The organism is Gammaproteobacteria bacterium, assembly GCA_013696315.1.
Taxonomy (GTDB): domain Bacteria; phylum Pseudomonadota; class Gammaproteobacteria; order JACCYU01; family JACCYU01; genus JACCYU01.
Genome location: JACCYU010000099.1, coordinates 26,884 through 43,852 on the forward strand (window position 1 = coordinate 26,884; position 16,969 = coordinate 43,852).

General features: G+C 61.5%; 15 protein-coding genes. 12 read left to right on the top strand and 3 right to left on the bottom strand.

Features of this window, described 5'->3' with window-relative positions:
- The first annotated feature begins 15 nt into the window (after window positions 1-15).
- Both H0V34_05870 and H0V34_05875 read left to right on the top strand, forming a co-directional pair.
- Window positions 16-579 (top strand): hypothetical protein, encoded by a 564-nt coding sequence (locus tag H0V34_05870; GenBank protein MBA2491238.1) that lies wholly within the window; start codon window positions 16-18, stop codon window positions 577-579.
- On the top strand, window positions 557-1,234 hold the full coding sequence (locus tag H0V34_05875; GenBank protein ID MBA2491239.1) for a polysaccharide deacetylase family protein: 678 nt from the start codon (window positions 557-559) through the stop codon (window positions 1,232-1,234). The genes H0V34_05870 and H0V34_05875 overlap by 23 nt, the downstream gene beginning before the upstream one ends.
- Before the next feature lie 75 nt (window positions 1,235-1,309).
- On the opposite strand, the gene H0V34_05880 is transcribed toward H0V34_05875, so the two are convergent.
- The 3 genes from H0V34_05880 to H0V34_05890 all read right to left on the bottom strand — a co-directional run bounded on the left by H0V34_05880 (window position 1,310) and on the right by H0V34_05890 (window position 5,260).
- The gene (locus H0V34_05880) at window positions 1,310-1,888 is read right to left on the bottom strand and encodes a PRC-barrel domain-containing protein (GenBank protein ID MBA2491240.1); all 579 of its coding nucleotides are present in this window, start codon (window positions 1,886-1,888) and stop codon (window positions 1,310-1,312) included.
- A gap of 522 nt (window positions 1,889-2,410) precedes the next feature.
- A complete protein-coding gene (locus H0V34_05885) occupies window positions 2,411-4,138 on the bottom strand; it encodes a hypothetical protein (protein MBA2491241.1) in 1,728 nt (575 codons plus the stop codon).
- Window positions 4,139-4,336: 198 nt separating this feature from the next.
- Window positions 4,337-5,260 carry a hypothetical protein gene (locus tag H0V34_05890; GenBank protein MBA2491242.1) on the bottom strand — a complete coding sequence of 308 codons (924 nt, stop codon included), beginning with the start codon at window positions 5,258-5,260 and terminating at the stop codon, window positions 4,337-4,339.
- A gap of 270 nt (window positions 5,261-5,530) precedes the next feature.
- Between H0V34_05890 and H0V34_05895 the strand changes: the two genes are divergently transcribed.
- The 10 genes from H0V34_05895 to H0V34_05940 all read left to right on the top strand — a co-directional run.
- Window positions 5,531-6,364 carry a hypothetical protein gene (locus H0V34_05895; protein ID MBA2491243.1) on the top strand — a complete coding sequence of 278 codons (834 nt, stop codon included), beginning with the start codon at window positions 5,531-5,533 and terminating at the stop codon, window positions 6,362-6,364.
- A gap of 316 nt (window positions 6,365-6,680) precedes the next feature.
- Entirely contained in the window at window positions 6,681-8,570 is a 1,890-nt protein-coding gene (locus tag H0V34_05900; protein ID MBA2491244.1) for a HAMP domain-containing protein, read from the top strand.
- Window positions 8,549-9,901 (top strand): sigma-54-dependent Fis family transcriptional regulator, encoded by a 1,353-nt coding sequence (locus H0V34_05905; protein MBA2491245.1) that lies wholly within the window; start codon window positions 8,549-8,551, stop codon window positions 9,899-9,901. The genes H0V34_05900 and H0V34_05905 overlap by 22 nt, the downstream gene beginning before the upstream one ends.
- 227 nt (window positions 9,902-10,128) lie before the next feature.
- Window positions 10,129-10,518, top strand: coding sequence for a response regulator (locus H0V34_05910; protein MBA2491246.1), 390 nt, complete (start codon window positions 10,129-10,131; stop codon window positions 10,516-10,518).
- 394 nt (window positions 10,519-10,912) lie between these two features.
- Window positions 10,913-11,344 carry a response regulator gene (locus H0V34_05915; protein ID MBA2491247.1) on the top strand — a complete coding sequence of 144 codons (432 nt, stop codon included), beginning with the start codon at window positions 10,913-10,915 and terminating at the stop codon, window positions 11,342-11,344.
- 135 nt (window positions 11,345-11,479) lie between these two features.
- Window positions 11,480-12,580 carry a DUF1611 domain-containing protein gene (locus H0V34_05920; protein MBA2491248.1) on the top strand — a complete coding sequence of 367 codons (1,101 nt, stop codon included), beginning with the start codon at window positions 11,480-11,482 and terminating at the stop codon, window positions 12,578-12,580.
- Window positions 12,577-14,313, top strand: a complete 1,737-nt coding sequence (locus tag H0V34_05925; protein MBA2491249.1) for an ABC transporter ATP-binding protein — start codon at window positions 12,577-12,579, stop codon at window positions 14,311-14,313. Before H0V34_05920 ends, H0V34_05925 begins: the two co-directional genes overlap by 4 nt.
- A 2-nt stretch (window positions 14,314-14,315) precedes the next feature.
- Window positions 14,316-14,861 carry a hypothetical protein gene (locus H0V34_05930; protein ID MBA2491250.1) on the top strand — a complete coding sequence of 182 codons (546 nt, stop codon included), beginning with the start codon at window positions 14,316-14,318 and terminating at the stop codon, window positions 14,859-14,861.
- A 578-nt stretch (window positions 14,862-15,439) separates the two neighbouring features.
- Entirely contained in the window at window positions 15,440-16,633 is a 1,194-nt protein-coding gene (locus H0V34_05935) for a hypothetical protein (protein MBA2491251.1), read from the top strand.
- Between the two features lie 169 nt (window positions 16,634-16,802).
- On the top strand, window positions 16,803-16,969 hold a 167-nt coding region (locus H0V34_05940), incomplete at its 3' end, for a hypothetical protein (GenBank protein MBA2491252.1).

Genomic DNA, 16,969 nt, shown 5'->3' on the forward strand with positions numbered 1-16,969 from the left:
CTTCCCTGGCGCGCGGTGCATGGCAGTTACCTGTTGCAGGAGCGGGTTTACCGCCGGGCATTCGGGCTGCGTGCGGTAGGCGAGCTGATTTATCTTGGCCGCACCCGCTATCGCGGCGCGGTACGGGTGCTGGCGGACGGCACGCGCATAGCCCCCGGCGATCCGCTGGGCGTCATTCATTTCGACAACCTGCGGCTCGCGGCCATCGGGCGTCAGCCGGGCAACCCTAGACATCGCGAATTCGTGTTCCTGCGGCTGCTGCGCGATTCGCTGACGGCGCTGGCGCATAAGGTGCGCGCCGACTCCGAGCTTGGAGACCTGGCGAGTTTCAGGGGCATCACCTGGATGCCGGCCCGTGGCCGCCACTTAGGATTCGAGACCGAACCGATGCCACCGGGCTTACGCGCGCACTGGCTGAAGCTGCACTTCCGCCTCATGCTATATGCGTTCTATCCCGAGACAACCGGCCCGCCGGGTAATCTCACACCCTACGTTTACTGGCTGACACGCGGACAGCTTCTGCAACATTTTGCGCCCGCGGGACCGTCGAAGAGTGATGCAGAGGCCGCCGCGCACTGACATCATTCGGCGTCTGTCCGCGCACGATTCGCAGACGCATCTTACATTCGACGACGGTCCGCACCCGGAATACACGCCGCGCGTTCTCGATCTGCTGGCCGCAGCCGGTGCGCGCGCCACCTTCTTTATGGTCGGGACCCAGGCTGAGCGTCACGCCGGGCTGACGCGGCGCGTGCTCGCCGCTGGACACGAAGTGGGCAATCATACCTGGAGCCATGCGCATCCCGCCCTGCTGCGCGCGGTCGTCGCGCGCCACGAGGTCGCCGCCGGCAGCATCGCGCTCGCGAATGTTATCGGCGCGCGGCCGCGGTATTTCCGGCCGCCGTATGGACGCATGCGACGTTGCATGACCGAAGCCGCGGCGGACCAGGGCCAGTCCGTGGTGCTGTGGAGCCTGAGCGGCAAGGACTGGGGGCCGCTGGGCCGCGCGCGCTGGATCGCGGAAAGACTGGCGCGCGCCCGGGCCGGCGACATCGTGCTGTTACACGACGCACCCTGGCGCTACAACCGCCCGTGGGAGATGCTCAAGGTATTGACCGCGTTTCTCTCGCGGCTGAAACGCGATGGGCTGACGTCAGAAACGCTGGAACGTGGCGTGGCCGGTGATGGTCAGGTGCACTCGGGCGCGGCGAAGGCAGACCGGCAACCCGGGTGACACGTCCGCGGCAAAGCCACCCATAGTTTCCGCGACCTACACGAGGGCCGCGACGCTGCAGACCGGTTTAAGTCGCTATTCAACCGGCAACTGACGCGGTTCGGGTAGTTGCCCGCCAATAGACCGGCCTGGCTGTTCCCAATACGGCGTAAGCCCGAACTCGGCGTGCACCTTTTTGCCCCAGTTCCGGTCTGTCATTGCCGGCCACTCGTCCGGCCGAAAACCGTCCGTCGCCTGTAATTCGTCCCCTGTCATGTCGAGCACCAGCCGCTGGCCCGCCGGGTCGGACCCAAGCGCCGGCGCCGGCACCGGATAGAGACGCCTGTCGTCGGCGTCAAGAGCCGCCCGGGACAGAAGCATGTAACTAACCTGGCGACCCTGCCGATCCACGACGGTCACTGCATCGACCACCTTGCCCAGTCGTTCGCCGGCATTGTTCTCGGCCGGCAGCCCGATCAGCGCACCGGCGTTGCCCAGCCGCGGCGCCGCCGGCACTGTGCCATCGGCAGCTTGGACCAGTGGCGCGTATGCACCCCGCATTACAAGCAGCGCGCAGACCAGTGCCGACCACTTCGTCGCGGGGATCAGCGCTTGTCGCGCCACGCCGCACAACCCCGGGCGCTTCACTGAGCCATCTGGTAAACCTGCTGTCATTTCCATAACGCCCTCGGATCCCAATTTTTGGCATCATTGCGATTATTGTACAAGAATTTCTTTATTCGAAGTTCTACCGCGCGGCCTGGTTCGTGGGTTCCTCTTTCTTTCGGCTGCTCGCATACATCGGCAAGTTCAGCGTGGGCAGGCTGGCGCGCGCATTGCGCAGATGTCGCCGCATGGCCCGGTTGTTGACCGCGAACCAACGCCTTCACCGATGGATTGGAACTGATACAACGACAGGTAAGCTGGGGGGTCGGGCGCCGGCCAAAACTCGCGGCGCCTCGATAATAAACAACAGACTTCACGGCGCGCATCAGCGCGAGAGGTTTCGTTTAGCTGGCGACTATACTCAGGCTCGTGGTTGAGAGTCAGACTCGGACGGCGGCGGCGGGGCTGGACGGATCCCCAACTGGCTGGTCGTTGCCGGCATCGGGCAAAGATCCAGTGTCGAAAAATGGGTCAGCACCGGGTAACGACGCGTTACCGGACGGTGGTCGATTCTCGGGTGGTAGTCCCGCATCAGGCGGCGGCCCCCCCATCTGGCGCAGACATGTTATCGGGCGGCGGTGCACCAGGTAACTCCGGCGCATCCGGCGGGTCGGGCGATCCGTTACCTAACGGAGGGTTATTCGAAGGCCCATCGTCATTTAGTGGAGGCTCGTTGTCCGGTGGTGGTCCGTTATCAGGTGTCCCTCCCCCGCCGCCTGACGGAGGTGCGTTATCTGATGGCGTACCATCGCCCGGCGAGGGCCCGTTATTGGCCGGCGGCCCGTCGTTGGGTGGTGGCCCCGGGTCGGGTGGTGACGGTGGGCCGGGCGGTGACACTGGGTCGCGTGGTATCAGTGGCGCGGGCAACGGCACACTGTCCGGTGGCGGTGGCATCGGCGACGGGGCGGGCGCCACTCGGGGCGGCGGTGGCTCAGCCGGCGGTGTCGGTGGGGCTAGCGCTCCAACCGGTGGTGGAGGCGCCCCTGGGGTGGGATCCGTGGGCGGCCGAGGCGCTATGTCGTCAGTCTGGCCGGGGGCAAATCCCACCACACCCGCGCTGCCACCGAACCCGATCGTATTCGCGTTATCGACCTCGACAAATGAACCCGCTTGCGCTACAGCTTCCCGTCCCCGCGGCGCGGTATTCCCCGAGATAACCGTGTTGTTCAACGTAAGATCACTGCCGTCACCCACGACCAGACCGCCGCCACTCCTGGTGGCGACATTATCCGTCAGGGTGGTGTTAGTGATTTCAACGCTGGCCATCGGCGCGCTTGCTGCCGCTGCCCAGGTGCGTTGCACAGTTTTGGCCGCGGAGAGAGCGTCATTGATAACGTTAGCCAGCGCCGTACCGACGGCCATCGCCCCGCCCTGTTGCGCGACGTTGTCCGCGAGCGTGCTGTCGTTGACGGTGGCGGCGCCATTCACTTGCATGCCACCGCCTTGTCCACCTGCGGCATTGGCTGTAAACGTGCTGGTATTTACCGTAAGTGCGGCAGGTGCAATCTGCCCGCCGAAAACCTGCCCGGTGCTATAGAAACCAGCACCGCCGTTGCATATGACGGGTACAAGCGTGGGTGGGCAGAACCCCCGGTTGCCAGCAAACGTGCTGTTGGTAACGGTGACGATGTTTTGAGCCCAGAAACCGCCGCCACTGCCAAGCGCGCGATTGCCGTTGAAGGCAACTTTGGTCATGGTGAGCGCGCCCAGGCTCCGAATGCCGCCACCGCCGAGCTTCGGCGCAAACCCGTTCCTGACGTTGAGCCGACCAAGCGTGAGTCTGCCAGACGCAGCCACCGCGAATATTCGAAACCCGGGCGCTCCTGGCCTTCGCATGATCGTGCTGCCATAGCCGAAAATGGCGATCGGGCTGCGGATAACCGGCAGTCCCGTGGGGCCGAAAATCGTATTGTGGACCCTTGTCAAAATCTGCCGACTGTGCGGGCGCATCACGATCCGGTCGGCGCCACGGCCACGCTTACACACTCCGCGCGCCCTGGTGTCGGTATTGGCCGCGTTGATGGCTCGCACCAATGTGCATCGCTCGTTTACGTTGATCGTCGCGGCATACGCCGGCTGCCCCAACAGCAGCAGCAAAAGCACGACGCCTCCGAGCAAATGTCGCCAGTTATGCAGCCCTTGCACGCTTCGCAGCCGCGTTGCTGGGTTCGCGTCGCGCCGCGTGAAGCAGGCTTCAAACAGCTCGCCGTGCGCCGACAAGCGATTATGTATGGACGTTCTGCCGTGTCTCTGTTGCATCCAGCATCTCCTTGATTGCGATTTCCTGGTCATTAGTATCGATCAATCGACAAAATATTGCTCGTTGTGTTGCTTTCGTCCGTGCGACCACTTTGGCAATCTACCCGAGACCAGTCGCTGAGCCTGGTCTTGTGCGTACTGCCAATGTCGATCGATCATCGGCGCAAGTGGGGTCTCTGCCGATATCGACATACCGTCCTAGAAAGTTCCGAATACACGGGGTGCGTCACGAGACGGCGAAGTCTGTGGACTGTCACCCTGTGATGTCCTCGGCGCATGCGCGCCAGGATAAGAGGCAGCCTTGTCAGCTGCCCTGGCTGGAGGCCCTGTGCCCTGCTCTACCAGCTGCGCCAAATAGTTCACACCCGTTAACTTTAGCTGGTATCGTGCGGCGAGGTCGGCCGCCGCCTTATGCAGGTTCCTCGCCTCGGCCTGATCGCCGAGTTGCAGGGAGGCCAGGCCAAGCGACACGCGGCAGTCCTTCAATTTCTCGAATTCCTTGCGCAAATACTTTCTGACCGGTTCGCCTCGAGCCTGCGTCGGCCGATACGTCTGCTCCGCGTAACGCTTCCACTCGTAGGAGGCCCGCGAAGATTGATTCTCCGCAAGCCGCCGCGAAAGATAACTCAGACCGCCGGGTTCCATCTGGTATTTTACGACCAAGCGGGCCGCGGCCCGCTGCTGGCGGCCCGCCTCGGCATGTTCCCCGAGTTGCAGGGAGGCCAGACCGAGCGAGACGCGACAGTCCTTCAGCTCGACCAGTGCCGGACGCAGCACCCGCCTGACCAGTCGCTCATCGCGACGCGCCTTGATACCCATAGCCTTGAGATTCTTCATGCGCGCCAATTCCGGCGCATGATCAGCCGCCTCGTTGCTCGCCATAAAGCGCGCGAACAGTTGATTCAAGAGTTCAGGCGCTTGAGGGGTCGTGGGATTTTTCGTAAGTATCCGCTCCAGATACAGCAAAGCGTTATCGTTCGGTGGCGAAATGAGCTGACCGCTTGCCAAAGCCAGCTCCGCTCTCAACAGCAGGCGTTTCATCTTCGTATTGACGTAATCGCTATACCTGGGCTCGGCATGGGGCAGGCCTTGTAGCGTGAGCAGCGAACAGATTAGAAGCATGCAAAGTATATGCCACCGCCGCGCTCCACGTCGGCGCCCGCCGAATTGCCCTTGACGCAGACGCACAAGCGTCGGCACTGAACGATTCACGGGAAATGGTACTCAAGCTATTGACAGGCGATGGTCGGCGTGAGCGTTGACACTTTTGATGGCGTGAACAATACTCCGCCTCGCATCGAGCGGCAAACGTTCGTCACATAGCTGCGCCCGTGACGGCGACCCTCGAAAGTAACGGTTACCAAGCGCTTCATTAACCTAAGGAATTAAGCAATGGCTCAGGCGTATCTCCGCCGTACAAATCCTCTGCTTCCTGCCGTTGCCAACGCCATGTTATTCGGTTGCGTGGTGTTTGCGCCAAGCACGGCCGCCGCACTTGACTTCACGGTGCAGCCAAGGATCAACACCGGCGCGATGTATTACGAGCTGGATGTTGAAAATTCCATCTCGGTGGATGACACACTGCCGTTTGTCGGCGGGGGAGTCACCGCATTTGTTGACAGGTTTTATGTGGATCTTTATGCGCAGGGAGCGTTCTCGGGAGACGATGAACTGCAACAGTCACAAGGTGTGGATGACCCTTCGGGTGCGACCATAGACTGGGACCGCGCCGAGTATTCTGCCTCCGCCGGTGTCGCGGTTACGGACCGCTTCTCCGTGTTCGCAGGATATCGGCGCTCCGATATGGGGTTTAATTTGCTCAGTGGCGATTCCGATGTCGCGTTATTCGACTACCAGAACGAGGGGCCTTTTGTGGGCGCCAATTACGGCCTGCCGATCAACATAAATGAATGGCTCAAGGGCACGCTCGCGCTTAATGTCGCGGTCGCGAGATTCGATGGTGAAATCGACTTTTCAAACGTGGAGGTACCCGACATTACAGGCGACACCGTGGGCTATACCGCGGGAGCGGCCTGGATTGGTAATCTGATAGCGCCCGCCGATAGCGGTCTCTTTGCCAACGGCCTGAATTACATCATTGGCGTCGACGGCTATTCGTACAATTTTGACCAGGATAATGTTGACCCGGCGGACCCGGGAGGCGATGAGATTTCAGAAACCGTCATCCGAGGATCAGTGGGGCTGTCCGTGCCATTCAATCTATAACCTGGTGCAACTGTACGAGATCAGCCTTATCTTTAAGAGATTGGCGAACTTGAACACGGTCTATCGCGGTCGCGCATAAGCGACTTAATGCGGCGCGCCAGGTCAGCGCGCCGCCGAGCGCGGTCGCCCCATGCCGCCTGGCGACAGCCGCTGCACCCCGCCGATCATGCGCACCGTTTAGCGACGGCTGACAAATGCCCTTCGGATTTTCAAGAGTAAATCACGCTCCGGCAAATACGGTTCATGCGCGCGCCGCATCGCTGCGAGGGATACCAGTCCGTGTAACGCCGAGCCGAACTGCAATACAATGAAGCCCTTGCATTTTTCATTCACCAGCAAGGTCGCTGTCGGTCTTGGCGTCATTCTGCTGCTAGGCATGCTGTCGATGCTGTTTATCTATCGCGGCTTGAATACCGTGGACAAGACTGTGGACACACTCGCCGAGGTCGAGGAGCCGACCAGTCTCGCCGCCTACGAAATGGAGATTAATGTCAACGGCATCGGGCTGGCGGTGCTGAAATATCTGGACGACGCCGATCCTGTGTACCGCGCGTGGGCGTCGGACGACGATATGGACTTCAGACGCTTTCATAAACAATACACGCGGCTGATCAATACGCCACTGGAGCGGGCGCTGGGCGAAGAGATCAGCGTGCTGTTCGAGGAGTTCCAGCGCCTGGCCACGCGGCTGATGGAAACGAAAGACCAGCAGGCTGGCATGTTCGCGCAGGTCACCAGAAACCTGGAAAAGATGGACCGCATAATTGACACGCGAATCCAGCCCGCCATTGACCGGCGCGGGCCAAACGCGCTCCCGAAAGTCGAGGAATCCATGAAAATGGAGGCCGCCATCGCCGAGATGGGTTTATGGACGACCGCCTATCAGGAAGAATCGACGACGAGATACCGCCGCTTGATCTTCATCAGGGAGCAGGAATTCAAGCACGCCCTCGCGCGCTTCCAACGGCTCGACCTTAATCAGGGCAACCGGAAACGAGTCGCCGTCGTGCAACAAATGTCGGATCAAACCAGCGTGCTGGTGCGCGACATCGTACGCCTGGAAGACACCCTCGATGAAAATACCGCGCGCTTCGTCGATCTGCGCTTTGCGATGGACAACCTGCTGGACGACGAGATCCAGATCCTCGCGCTGGATGACCTGACCATTCCGAGAAGGGAGGCCGACCAGGCCGCCGACGCCGTCATACACACCACGAGCTATCTGATCCCCGCCTATATTCTTGTCACGATCGCCCTCGGGCTGCTGCTGATCCGCCTGATTAACCAGCCGCTGACGCGGCTCATGTGCGGCACCAACGCGATCGGCGGCGGCAACCTCGATTATCGCATCGACGTGCGCGGTGGGGACGAATTCACCGATCTCGCGCGCGATTTCAACCGCATGGTCGAACAGCTGCAGGCCACTTTGGTCTCCAAACGTTTGCTGGAAACCAGCGAGGCGAACCTGCACAGCACGGTCGCCGAACTGCGCCACGAGATCGGCGAACGCGAGCGCGCCGAACAGGAACGCGCCCGGCTGCAGGCCAGGCTGCGGCGCAGCGAAACGATGTCGGCCATGGGCGCGCTGGTCGCCGGTGTGGCGCACGAGGTGCGCAATCCGCTGTTCGGCATTTCCTCGACCCTGGACGCGATGGGCGCGCGGTTCAAGGACCGCGAGGACGTGCACCGCTACACGAGTGTGCTGCGCGAAGAGGTGGATCGACTCAGCCGGCTGATGAGCGAACTGCTCGATTACGGCAAGCCGCTGGCGTTTCAGGCCGGCGTTGAAATCGTCAGCCGTATCGAGACCGACCTGCCGGAACTCCGCCTGGACAAGGCGCGACTTTCGCAGGTCTTTCAGAACCTGCTGCAGAACGCGGTTCAGCATTCACTGCCGGGCAGCGCGGTTTCTATAGAAGCCACGGCAGCCGCGGAAAACGAGGGCGCGTGGATCAGCTGCGCGGTGAAGGATTCCGGCGCGGGGCTGGCGGAGGACGATATCGAGCGCCTGTTCGAACCTTTCTTTACGCGCCGCCGCGGCGGCACGGGTTTGGGACTCGCGATCGTGCGCCGCATTGTCGAAGAGCACGGCGGTGTAATCAGCGCCGCCAACCGGCCGGAGGGGGGCGCGGTCATGGCCGTGCGTCTGCCCGTGGAAGCCGATGACGTGAGCGACGGCGACTCATGGCGAAGCGCAAAATCCTGATTGTCGACGATGAGGCGTCGATCCGTTTCGCCTTGCGCGACTTTCTGGAAGCGTATCGTTTCGAGGTCTGCGAAGCGGCGGATGGCCGTCAGGCGGAAAGCGTGTTCCGCGCGGCGCGGCCCGATGCGGTCATCGCCGATTACCGTCTGCCGGACATGAATGCGCTGGAGCTGCTGCCGCGTCTGAAAGATATCGACTCTAGCGTACCGCTGGTGGTGCTGACCGGCCACGGCTCCATCGATCTCGCCGTGCAGGCCATCAAGGAAGGCGCCGAGCAGTTCCTGACCAAGCCTATCGAAATTCCGGCACTGCGCGCCGTGCTCGAACGTCTGCTTGAAAACCGGCGCAACCACCAGAAGCAGCTCGCTGGCCAGACCCGTCAGGCGCGCGACGCGGTCGATCCGTTCATGGGCCAGAGTCCGCTGATCCGCGAACTTAAGACGCAGGCGCTTAAGATCGTAGCAGCCGAGCGACCCATACTGCTGCAGGGCGAGACCGGCACCGGTAAGGGCGTACTGGCGAAATGGCTGCACACACACGGGCCGCGCGCGGAAGAGACGTTCGTGGACCTCAATTGCGCCGGCCTCTCGCACGAGTTTCTCGAAACCGAGCTGTTCGGCCACAAGAAAGGTTCGTTTACCGGCGCCGTGGCAAACAAGATCGGCCTGTTCGAAGTCGCGCAGCGCGGCACCGTGTTTCTCGACGAGATCGGTGACATGGGCGTGCAGGTGCAGCCCAAGCTCCTGAAAGTGCTGGAGGAGAAGCGCTTCCGCCGTTTAGGGGAAGTGGAGGACCGGCATGTCGACATCTGTCTGATCGCCGCGACGCATCAGGATTTCCAGCACCTGGTGCAGGAGCAGCGATTTCGCGGCGATCTGTATTTCCGTATCAGCACCATCCCATTGACCGTACCACCGCTGCGGCAGCGTCGCGAAGACATCCCCATCATTGCGGGCGCTCTGCTGGCGAGGCTGACGGCGGAGCTGGATCGCGATAATCTGAGGCTGGCACAAGATGCGCAGCAGGCGATGCGCGATTATCCATGGCCCGGCAACATTCGGGAGTTGCGCAATGTGCTGGAACGCGCGACATTGCTCAGCGACAGCGACACGTTGAATCGCCGCGACCTGCGTTTCGACGAGACGGCGCGGATTGACGCGACCATGCCCGACCTGGACCTGACCTTGCTGGAGGTGGAGCGGCGGCATATCGAGCGTGTGCTAGGCGCGGAACAAGGCCATGTGCACCGCGCCGCCACGCGTCTGGGCATACCCCGAAGCTCGCTGTATCAGAAAATCAAGCGGCATGACATCAATGTGCAGAAAAATTAGACAATCCTCACCGCGCAGGCGAACAGTCAGGCTCTGATTCTAGCTGAAACCTGATACCAGGCGCGCGTGTCCTGATCGTTAGACCCTGGCGTCTGAAACGCAGGCCGTTCGCACTGCTTGTTCCTCTTCCCGGTGTTCAATGCCACCTAAAATGTTCTTTAAGTCCCAGGAGTAAACAGCTACAGTGCTTCCCCGCACTCCCCGTCCGCTGGCGTCTATTGGAAGTCATGGCAACCAAGATCCTTATCGTTGACGATGAACGCGCTATCCTGTTCGCGATGCGGGAATACTTCGCTGCTTACGGCTTTGATGTCGATTGCGCGCGTGATAGGCAAGAGGCGGAGACGCTGCTGATCGAGCAAAGCTACGCGGTACTCATCACCGATCTGCGCCTGACCGGCAGCGAGGATACGGACGGTCTCGACATCGTGCGGTTCGCGCTGGAGCGCCATACCTCAACGCGCAGCATTCTGCTGACCGCCTATGGTACCCCTGAGATCGAACGAATGGCTTCCGCGCTGGGCGTCAGCGTCTGCCTGTCCAAACCACGGCCGCTGGACGAAATCCTCGAGACTGTAGTCGAGCTGCTTGAAGAGACGGCAGCCTGTACCTCATAAACGGCACACGCTTCTGTTCGCGCCCACTCCTTTATTTTCCCCGATTTTCGCCACCCGGTCCCACCTTAGCATGTAGCATGGTGCGCGCTTTTTCCTCTCGCCATATAGCGGCGCGGGCTGACCGCGCTCGCAGCATCAAAATCGTATCGTTCCAAGTTAAGTAATTACAGGGGTTTGCTTGCGCGGCGGCTGGGCGCCAAGACTGCCGTGCAAGCATCTATAGCATCCTGATTCCGGACTTTTTTTCTGAGACTCAGACTTCCCTGCTCCCGCCATATCTTTCGCCGCTGGAACTGTCTTGAGCAATGTTAAAATTTATAATAAAATCATAAATCTATGTAGTTTTAATGAAAATGTAACACAATCTGGCGCGCACCTTGTAACAGCTGTGGCCATGAACTTCAGAATACTCCTGGTTGACGACAATCGAGCGATCCTGTTCGCAATGCAGGACTATCTCGCCGCCGCCGGTTATCAGGTCGACTGCGCATGCGACCAGAAGGAAGCGGAATCACTTTTGAACCGGTACGCTTATGCGGCGCTCATCACCGACCTGCGCCTGACTGGCAGCGGCAGTACCGAAGGGTTCGATATCGCCAGATACGCGCTGGAAAGGCATCCGTCCATATGCACGATTTTGCTGACCGCTCACGACTCGCTGGAGATCAGGAAGGCGGCCTACGAGCACGGTATCGACCTCTGCTTAGGCAAGCCAACACCTCTGCATGAAATTGGTGAGCGCGTGTGGGACTTGCTCAGGGTAAGCGGCGCGGATGCACCCGACCCTAATCATGTCGATGCGACGCTGGTCGGCGCGAACGCATGACCAAATCGATCGCGTGCGCGCCAGGGAATGTATGTCCGGAATACGCTGGGTGACCGGCCGTGGAACAGTCTGTTGTCACGCCTGGGTCATCACGAGCAATCACAATTTTGTGAACATCTAACTTGCGAGGCACTTATGGACATCACGATTGACACCAATACCGATGGCGACTGCACTTCACCAAGGCAGCGGTTGCTGGCCGCCAAGACGGCTTTTACCACCCGGCGGGTTGCTCCGGACGCCATGGCTGGCTTGATCACCGACCTCGGTACGCAGCCGCAATCCGGCGATCTGGTGCTCGCCCGGGTCACGCATTTGGGCAAGCATCAGAGCCTTCAGCTGGTTGGCGGGCGGCGATCGCAGATGTTCATCGGCGATGAGGTGATCGTCTGCTACGGCGACCGCTATGCCCCCGATCAGTTCGAGGCGGTGGTACCGAAAAACCTGGCTCCATGTCACCTGGTGGCGGGCGGCGGCGTCGCCGCGCAGGCCTTGTGCTGGCACGACAGCATCAGCGGCGCGACGCGGATCACCCCCATCGGCCTGGTCGCGGACAAGGACGGCAAGCGGCTTAATCTTCGCGACTGGACGCTGGAAACCGCGGCTGTGTCTGCCGCTCGCCCGTTTACCGTGGCCGTCGCGGGAACCGCCATGAACGCGGGCAAAACCGCGACCGCCGCCTATTTGATCAAGGGTGGAATCAAAGCCGGACTCAAGGTGGCGGCCGCCAAGCTCACCGGCACCGGCGCCGGCGGAGACTACTGGCTGATGATCGACGCCGGCGCGCATCCTGTGCTGGATTTCACGGACGCCGGCTTTTCTTCCACTTCCCTGATTTCGGGTGAACAGATCATTACCATCATGGAGACCCTAATGGGACATCTGCGCGCGGCGGCGGTGGATGTCGTCGTGCTGGAGATCGCTGATGGCCTGATTCAGCCCGAGACCGCGGCGCTCCTGGCGTCGCCGCAGTTCGCGGCTAACGTCGACGGCATGATCTTCGCCGCCGGCGATGCGCTGGGCGCGATGGCGGGCGTTGACTGGCTACGCGCCCGGAATCTGCCGGTATTGGGTGTTAGCGGAACCATCAGCCGTTCACCGCTGGCCGCGCGCGAAACACAGCATGCCACGTCGCTGCCGGTCATGGGGCTCCCCCAGCTGCAAGATCCCGCATTTATAAGCGAGCTTGCGCGGCAGCCTGCGCTCGCCGGCGCCAGGGAACCAGCCGCGGCGTGATGAACATTCCTCCCATTGTCTCGGGCCGACGCAAGAGGCTGCTCGGTCGCCTGGTCGTCAACGGCCTGGCGCAGGCCGCCGCCGCAATCGGCACTGCCATGCTGATCAAGCTTGCCTTCGATCGGTTGATCAGCACCGGCGAGCCCGTGCCGCAGCCGCTGATCCTGATGGCATGGATTGCCCTGGGGCTTGTGTTGGCCGCAGCCTGTATAGGGTGGTTGCGCATGCGCGAACTAACCGATGCCGAGCGGATGGCGCAGGACTACATTTTTGAAGTCCGCATGATGCTGTTCGAGCGGCTGAGCTCGCTTTCCCCCCGCACAATGCAGCGGCGTAGCCGTGGCGGCGTGATGTTGCGCTTCGTCGGTGATCTCAACGCGCTGCGCCAATGGGCGGCATTGGGGCTGGGACGCCTCATCGTGGCCGGGGTGGCCGGTGTAGCCGCCTTGTCCGCACTGGCGGTGGTGAACTGGGTATTGGCGCTGGCGGCCGGCGTGGTCCTGATCTCGAGTGCGTTGATCGCGTTCGCGCTGGGTAAACGCCTGCACAAGGCGGTGAAGGAATCCCGCCGCCGCACCGTGCGCATCGCGGCCAACGTCAACGAACAAATCGCCTCCATGCAGGTGGTGCAGCTATTCAATCGCTCCGATCGCGAGCACTCGCGCATCGAGCGTCAGAATTTGCAGCTCAAGGACGCCATGGTGAACCGTGCGCGCATCAGGGGCCTGTTGCGCGCGCTGACCGAGGGCGCGACTGCGCTGGCCACCGGCAGCGTGCTGCTGCTCGGCATCGCCGAGGTGCTGTTCGGCAATGCCTCGCCCGGCACGGTGGTCGCGGCGATGATCATCGTGGGTCTGCTGGCGTCGCCCATGCGCGATCTGGGCCGGGTATATGAGTACTGGCACGGGGCACGAGTCTCGCAACTAAAGATATCGACTTTCCTCGCGTTACCGCCGCTGGGCGCGGGCGCCGAGGACGCGCCCAACCTGCAATCCGGCCCCAGCCAGGTGGAGTTCGACGGTGTATCCCTCGCAGGCGCCCTGAATGACTTCACCGCGACCGTGCCGGCTGGAAGCGTGGTGGCGCTGGTTGGACCCAACGGCGCTGGCAAGACGACGCTGTTGTCCTTGCTGGCACGGCTCATCGATCCTGACCAGGGAAGTATCCTGCTGGACGGTCAAGACATCGCCGCGCATAGTCTCAAGTCTCTGCGCCGCAGGGTTAGCATGGTCAGCCCCGACCTGAATCTGATGCGCGGGAGCATCTCCAAGAACATTCGCTACCGCTGGCATAACGCGCCGGATGACGAACTGACCCGCGTGTGCGCGCTCTGCGGCATCGACGAGATGGTCAGCAGACTGCCCGAAGGGCTCGCCACGCGCGTGACCGAGGGCGGCGGTAATCTGTCGCCCGGCCAGCGTAGCCGCATCGCTTTGGCGCGGGCACTGTTGGGCCAACCGTCCGTGCTGCTGCTGGACGAGGCGGAATCCAATCTGGACCCCATAGCCTATGCGGCCTTCGACCGGGTGCTCGCTCAGTATGAAGGCACGGTGATCCTGGTGACACACCGGCCCGAGCGGCTGGCCAACGTAGACCTGATCTGGCATTTGCAGGCGGGAGAGCTGATTGAAGCCGGTCCGCCCGCGCAGGTACTGATAGCCAACGGCCCTACGGCGAAGCTGTTTGGCAGCGGCGGCTCAAACGATGTTCCGCTGTCCGAGGCGACGTCCTAAAGATGACCATCGACGATGCAGACGAGGTGTCCTTGAACGCTGCCTCCATCGCGCCCGCCCCGGTATCCATCGCGCGTCGGCAATCGATGAAAGAGGCGCCTGCGGGGCACGTGCTGGTGCGCGCACTGCCGGACGATCCCGATCAGGTGTATTTCCTGTATGTGCCACGCCGGTGTCCGGCGGATGCGCCTATCGTAGTCAGCGTGCACGGTATCACGCGCAACGCCTGCGAGCATGCGATGTTGCTGGCGCCGTTCGCCGAGCGCTATGGCGCTGTGCTGGTAGCGCCGATGTTCTCGAACGACCGTTTTCGTCGCTATCAGCGCCTGCGCAACGAGCGACAGTACGGCAGGCCGGATCGTGTGCTGGAGAAGATTATCGCCGACGCGCGGCACCTGACCGACGTGGCTACCGAGAAAATTCATCTGTACGGTTATTCGGGCGGCGGGCAATTCGCGCACCGCTATACCATGGCCCACCCGGAAAAGGTAGCGGCGGTCGTCGTCGGCGCGGCGGGATGGTACACGTTCCCGGACCCCCCGGCTTAAGTATCCTTACGGCATCGCCGAGCCTTGGAGCGGCTGGAAACCTGCCTCGATCCGGCGCGATTCCTGAAGGTGCCGGCCTGCGTACTGGTCGGCGAAAAAGACATTGAGCGCGACGCCAAGCTGAATCAGTCATCGCGCATCGATCGGCAGCAGGGGCGTACCCGCATGAGCGAGGCAAGCGCTGGATCGCGGCGATGTCGGCCGCGGCGCGCGTCCATGACTGTAACACCATCTACCGATTTTACGCGTTGCCCAACGCCGATCACTCCTTTTCGCGCAGCGTCAAGCGAAGCTGGATGGCGACTCACCTGTTTGAGTTTCTGTTCACCACCAGCAATGGGCACAGGAGCGACAAACTAAACGGGCTGGCAGCAGAGATTCCGCGGCACACGGAAGTGCCGCACGCGAATCAGTCAGGCGGTTGATCGATTCGGCAAACGCGATTACGGGTACATACAGAACCCGTTTTATCTGAATCGTTCCTGGTGGAAAGATTCAAACCTAACACACTAGCTCCAATATCGCGGCCGCATGCGGGGCGCCAGGATAAAGCGCGGGTGCGCAACGGAATTAAAGGAATGTCAGAACAACAGACGGCAATGCGTGCGCTGACTCTAACCGCGCTGATCGTTACCACGCCTGGCGCGCCCGCCGTTTCCTTCGACGTCGGCGAGGATGTGGAGTTGAAGTTTTCCGGGCGTCTGATGCTCGACTCCAAAATCGCCACGACCGACCCTGCGGACACGCGCGACTTCGATGTACGCCGAGCGCGTCTAGGCTTCGGCGTTGAGTGGGATGACTGGGAATTTCGCGTGCGCGCCAACTTTCCCGACGGCGAGCTGGGCCTTAATGATCTGCGGCTGGATTACGAAGGTTTCGATGACGTAGGGTTGCGCCTCGGCCTGATGCAGGAGCCGTTCAGCATGGTCGTGCTGGAAAGCTCCAACGATCTCACATTGATGGAGCGGCCGCTGCCAGCCGCCTTCGCACCCAGCTATAACTTCGGGGCCGACATGGGCACGCGCGGCGAGTACTGGGGCGCGCGGATAGGCGCGTACGGCCCCTTCATCGACTCGCCCGCGATCGCCGATCCCGACGATGATTACGCCCTGACCGGCAGGATCACTGGCACACCCTGGCGCCGCGACAATCTGCTGGTACATGTGGGTGGAGCCCTGAGCTTCCGCAGGCCGCCCGATGACGATGAGGTGGACTTCAGCTCGGATCCGGAATCGTTTCTGCTCGAGGACCTGATTATATCGAGCCGGGATGCCGAAGAAACGGATGATTATGTTTTGACCGGTCTGGAGTTCGCTCTGCGCGCGAATTCGCGTTTGTTACGGACCGAATACATACGCGCCGACATCGATCAGGAGGACGACGAGGAAGACGATCCGGACGCGGGCTATTGGGGCTATTACGTCGAAGGGAACTGGATCCTCACCGGCGAACGGCGCGACTACAGCACGAGCAACGGAATCTTTTATGGCGTTGAGCCGGAGCGCCCTGTACGTCTACGATCGCTAAGCAGCCCTCTGGAGCTTTTCACGCGCGGCGCCTGGGAGCTGGCCGCCCGCTACAGCTACGTGGATTTCGAGGATGGCGAGGAGCTCGATGGCGATCGTGGCGAGGCCTTCGCCTTAGGGCTCAACTGGTATCCCATGGAGCACGTCAAGCTGATGCTGAACGGCGTACATGTGCAACGGGAAGAAAGCGACGGCGACAAGACCGACGAGAGCCTCGTCCAAACTCGCCTCCAATACTTTTTCTGAATATCGGTTCCTCGTTGTAATCGCTGGACATCGGCAATTTTCACACTGTTCGCCGGCCGCCGCGCATAGACGGGGCACGGCATACGGCGCGATGGATTTCATGGTGTCGAATCGTTACGCACAATCGAGCTTTCGGCACACGCCGCCAGGATTAACAAGGCGAGACGGGATGGAAACAGAATATCGCTATATCGGCGTCGGGCGGCACTACTTTTGCGTAGACCAGAGCCTGATTTTGCTGGCCTGGACGCTGCTCGTTAACCATCGTCGATTACAGCTCGCCGCAATGGATCTCCGCGCGTCCGAGGTGATCGCGGCGATCATCAAGATAAGCCG